Raw genomic sequence first — 4,031 nt, forward strand, 5'->3', positions numbered from 1 at the left:
GGTACTGCCACAGTTTAAGCCAGCTGGCAAAATCCGAATCAGGATCAGCAAAGCGGGCATGGCACTGATCTGCCTTCTGCTGCTTATCCAGCGGCCTTTCACGTGGGTCCTGTATTGATAAGGCGGCAGATAGCACCAACAACTCATTCAAACCGCCGTTTTCTGCGGCAAATAACACCATACGCGCTAAACGCGGGTCTATCGGCAAACGCGCCAGTTTGCGGCCAAGCTCCGTCAGCTTCAGCCCATCTCTACCGCGTTGCAGCGGTATTGCGCCAAGCTCTTCCAGCAGTTTTACACCGTCATTGACGAAGCGGCTATCCGGCCGTTGTAAAAAAGGAAAAGCCGCAATATCGCCAAGACCAAGCGCCAGCATCTGCATGATGACAGAGGCCAGGTTGGTACGCAGAATTTCAGGATCGGTAAACTCTGGCCGGCTGTTAAAATCGTCTTCACTGTATAAGCGAATACAAATACCTGCCGCCACCCGGCCACAGCGGCCTTTACGCTGATTGGCGCTGGCCTGGCTTATGGCTTCTATCGGTAACTGCTGCACTTTCGAGCGATAACTGTAACGCGATAACCTGGCCGTACCGGGGTCAATTACATAGCGGATACCCGGCACAGTAAGCGATGTTTCAGCGACGTTAGTCGCCAGTACAATCCGACGGCCACTATGGCTTTGAAAAATACGGTTCTGCTCTGCCGCACTTAATCTGGCATACAGCGGCAGTACTTCGGTGTGTGGCAGCTTTAACTTCTCCAGTGCGTCTGCAGTATCTCTGATTTCACGCTCACCGTTTAAGAAAATCAGAATATCGCCAGGCGGTTCCCGGTATAACTCCTCCACCGCATCGAAAATGCCCTGTAACTGATCCGCATCTTTGTCATCCTGCTCGCTAACCGGCCGGTAGCGTGTCTCTACCGGATAAGTACGGCCTGATACTTCAATAATGGGAGCATTGAAGAAATGTTTGGAAAAACGCTGCGGATCTATAGTGGCCGAGGTAATAATCAGCTTCAAATCAGGCCGCTTTGGCAGCAGCTGTTTTAAGTAGCCCAGCAGAAAATCGATATTCAGGCTGCGCTCGTGCGCTTCATCAATGATTAAGGTGTCATACTGATTTAGAAATCTATCCTGCTGAATTTCAGCCAGTAAAATGCCGTCTGTCATCAGCTTTACAAAAGTGTTGTCGTTAGTGTGATCGCCAAAACGGATTTTATAACCTACCTGATTACCGACCTGACATTGCAGCTCTTCAGCAATACGATCACAAACACTGCGCGCAGCCAGACGCCGGGGCTGGGTATGGCCAATCATGCCCGCCACGCCTCGTCCAAGCTCGAGGCATATTTTGGGGATCTGCGTGGTTTTACCCGAGCCGGTTTCCCCCGCAATGATAACAACCTGATGAGCTGCAATAGCGGCTTTTATATCGTCTTTTTTCTCAGACACCGGCAACTGCGGTGGATAAGTAACTTTAGGCAAAGCCTGCAAGCGCGCAGCGCGCAACGACTCAGAGCGAACAATATCGGCAGCAATACGCTGCAACTGATTAAGTTTTGCCTCTTCAGCAAGCGATTTACAGTTATGCAGACGCCTGCGTAAGCGAAACTGATCTTTTAACAGACAGTTATTGGTACGGGAGATTAATTCAGATACAGAAATAGCAGCTTCAGACAAAACAACGCCCTCGTAAACAGAGGGCGCAATGCTACCAAGAGCGACGGGTAAAGATCCAGCGTTTACGCTCGTCTGCTACTAGCCTACTTTACCGTAATGCGAGTGCAGTTCTTTATCTATCGCCGCCAATACGTCCGAGCGGGTAATAATACCGAGTAAATAGCCATCGTCATCCACCACAGGGTATAACTTAGGTTTGGCTTTCAACATAATTTGCGCCAGATCGATAACGCCATCATATTCCTTCACTGTCAATACAGCCGGGTTCATCACGTCAGCAACCCTGGCAGCTTGCTGATCATGGTAGGTAGAGGTCAGCATCCTTTGTAAACAGTCCTGCTCTGAGACAAAACCAACAATTTTTTTATGCTTGTCGATTACCGGCCCACCGGTCTGCCGTCCTCTGATTAACCGGTCTACGGCCATTTCAACCGGCATATCAGCTGTAAAGGTTACCGGATAGCGGTTCATATAGTCGGCCACTTTTAATAAGTCCATGCGCCCTCCCTTATACTGTATATCTCGCGTCAGACCCTGATTAAGCGTAGCCGAGTTTTTCTGCTCTGGTGTAATTATTCCCCGCTGGTGAAAATCTCGCTGATAACATCTTTGCCTTCTGTTTTCATCGCCCGGTACATACCTTCCGTGTTAAACACCCAGCTTAAACGGCCATTTTTGTCCGCAACAATCACACCGCCGTCACCTCCAACCTGTTTTAACTCTGCAATCACTTCCTTTGCGGCTGCTTCTGCGCTTTTCTTCTGATATTTTGCCCGGCTACAGATTTCGCTGGCGACCTGATATCGGATAAAGTATTCGCCATGCCCGGTAGCAGAAACTGCACAGCTGTTATTATCCGCAAAGTTGCCGGCACCGATAACCGGTGCATCCCCGATCCGGCCATAGCGTTTTGCCGTCATGCCACCTGTTGACGTTGCCGCTGCCAGATTACCGCTGCGATCAATGGCAACAGCACCAACAGTACCCATTTTCCATGCCGGATCGTAAGGCACGGCCGCCTGATGTGGCTGCGGAGCCATTGCCTGCTTCGCACGCTTTAAGGCTTCATAACGGAACTCGGTATCAAAGTAGCTGTTTTCAACCAATTCAAGTTGTTGCTCTTTAGCAAATTGCTCAGCTCCCGTGCCTGCCAGCATTACATGGACAGACTTCTCCATAACTGCCCGTGCCAGCAATATTGGGTTCTTCACATTCGTCACACCGGCTACAGCGCCAGCATTACGATCGCGGCCATCCATAATAGACGCGTCCAGTTCATGTGTTTCATCAAAGGTATAGACTGCACCCTTACCGGCATTGAACAAAGGTGAATCCTCCAGCACGATAACTGCGGCAGTTACTGCATCTACGCTTGAACCACCACGCGCCAACACAGCATAACCTTGCTCAACAGCATGTTTTAACATCACGTGATATGCCTGCTCTTGCTGTTCAGTCATAGTAGTGCGGCTAATGGTACCTGCACCGCCGTGTATCACTATACCAATTGGTTTATCGGCAGCTGCAGCCGTAACTGACAGACTAAGTAAAACTGTAGCTAATAACGGTTTCATTATTGAAATTCCTGAAGTACTTATCAGTTCTTTGTACTTGATCCATCACAAAATCACAACCGGCTGTCACATTCAGTTGCCACTACTCACACAGCACCGGCTAAAACCTGTTAGCAAAGTTACCGTTCTACACTATATTTATTAGGTAGTTCTAACACTGGGATCTTTATGAAGTTAATGATACTGGTCGTTATACTGTTGTGCTCATTAAGTGCCTGTCAGTCGATACAAAGCACTGCTGTGCCTGTGCCTGAAGAGCTGATGCGTGTCCCTCTCTTTGGCAACAGCACTGTAGAAATCGAAACGCCCGAGCAAATATTTGCTCTGCCGGAAAAAACTAAGCGGGATCTCAACCGCATCATCACCAATGCACCATCGATTGAAGAGAGAACAAAAGCGGCGTTGAGGCTGATTTTCTCCTACGCTCAGGATGGTTTGCTGTATGACAATACCTCAACCAGAACAGCCAGTGAGACGATCGCATCAGGTAAAGCAAACTGCCTGAGTTTATCTATTCTGGCGTATAGCATGGCAAAAGAGCTGGGAATGAATGCTGCGTTTCAGGATGTTCAGATTCCGGAATATTGGACCAGTGCATTAAGACAAACCTGGTTAAACGGCCATATTAATCTGAGGCTTAAACACCAAAAAGTACCTCATAAATTTTCTGGGATTATTTTACTGGGTAAAGACCTGGTTGTTGATTTTGATCCGTATAGCCTTAAACAGAAATTCCCCGAAGTCTCAGTCGAACCCGCCACAGTCGTAGCGAT

The 4,031-nt window shown here is 48.6% G+C and carries 4 protein-coding genes; 1 reads left to right on the top strand and 3 read right to left on the bottom strand.

Annotated elements, in window-relative coordinates; translation table 11 throughout:
* From hrpA to VIN66_RS07615, 3 genes are all read right to left on the bottom strand, one after another.
* Positions 1-1,684 (bottom strand): ATP-dependent RNA helicase HrpA (gene hrpA, locus VIN66_RS07605; RefSeq protein ID WP_331923422.1); only part of this gene is annotated, 1,684 nt, incomplete at its 3' end.
* A 78-nt stretch (positions 1,685-1,762) separates the two neighbouring features.
* Positions 1,763-2,182, bottom strand: a complete 420-nt coding sequence (locus VIN66_RS07610) for a CBS domain-containing protein (RefSeq protein ID WP_331923423.1) — start codon at positions 2,180-2,182, stop codon at positions 1,763-1,765.
* Between the two features lie 74 nt (positions 2,183-2,256).
* Positions 2,257-3,258 (bottom strand): isoaspartyl peptidase/L-asparaginase, encoded by a 1,002-nt coding sequence (locus VIN66_RS07615; protein WP_331923424.1) that lies wholly within the window; start codon positions 3,256-3,258, stop codon positions 2,257-2,259.
* A 246-nt stretch (positions 3,259-3,504) separates the two neighbouring features.
* On the opposite strand from VIN66_RS07615, the gene VIN66_RS07620 reads away from it, so the two are divergent.
* Positions 3,505-4,031, top strand: a 527-nt coding sequence (locus tag VIN66_RS07620) for a hypothetical protein (RefSeq protein WP_331923425.1), incomplete at its 3' end; no start/stop codon positions are given.

The organism is Rheinheimera sp., assembly GCF_036568245.1.
Taxonomy (GTDB): domain Bacteria; phylum Pseudomonadota; class Gammaproteobacteria; order Enterobacterales; family Alteromonadaceae; genus Alishewanella.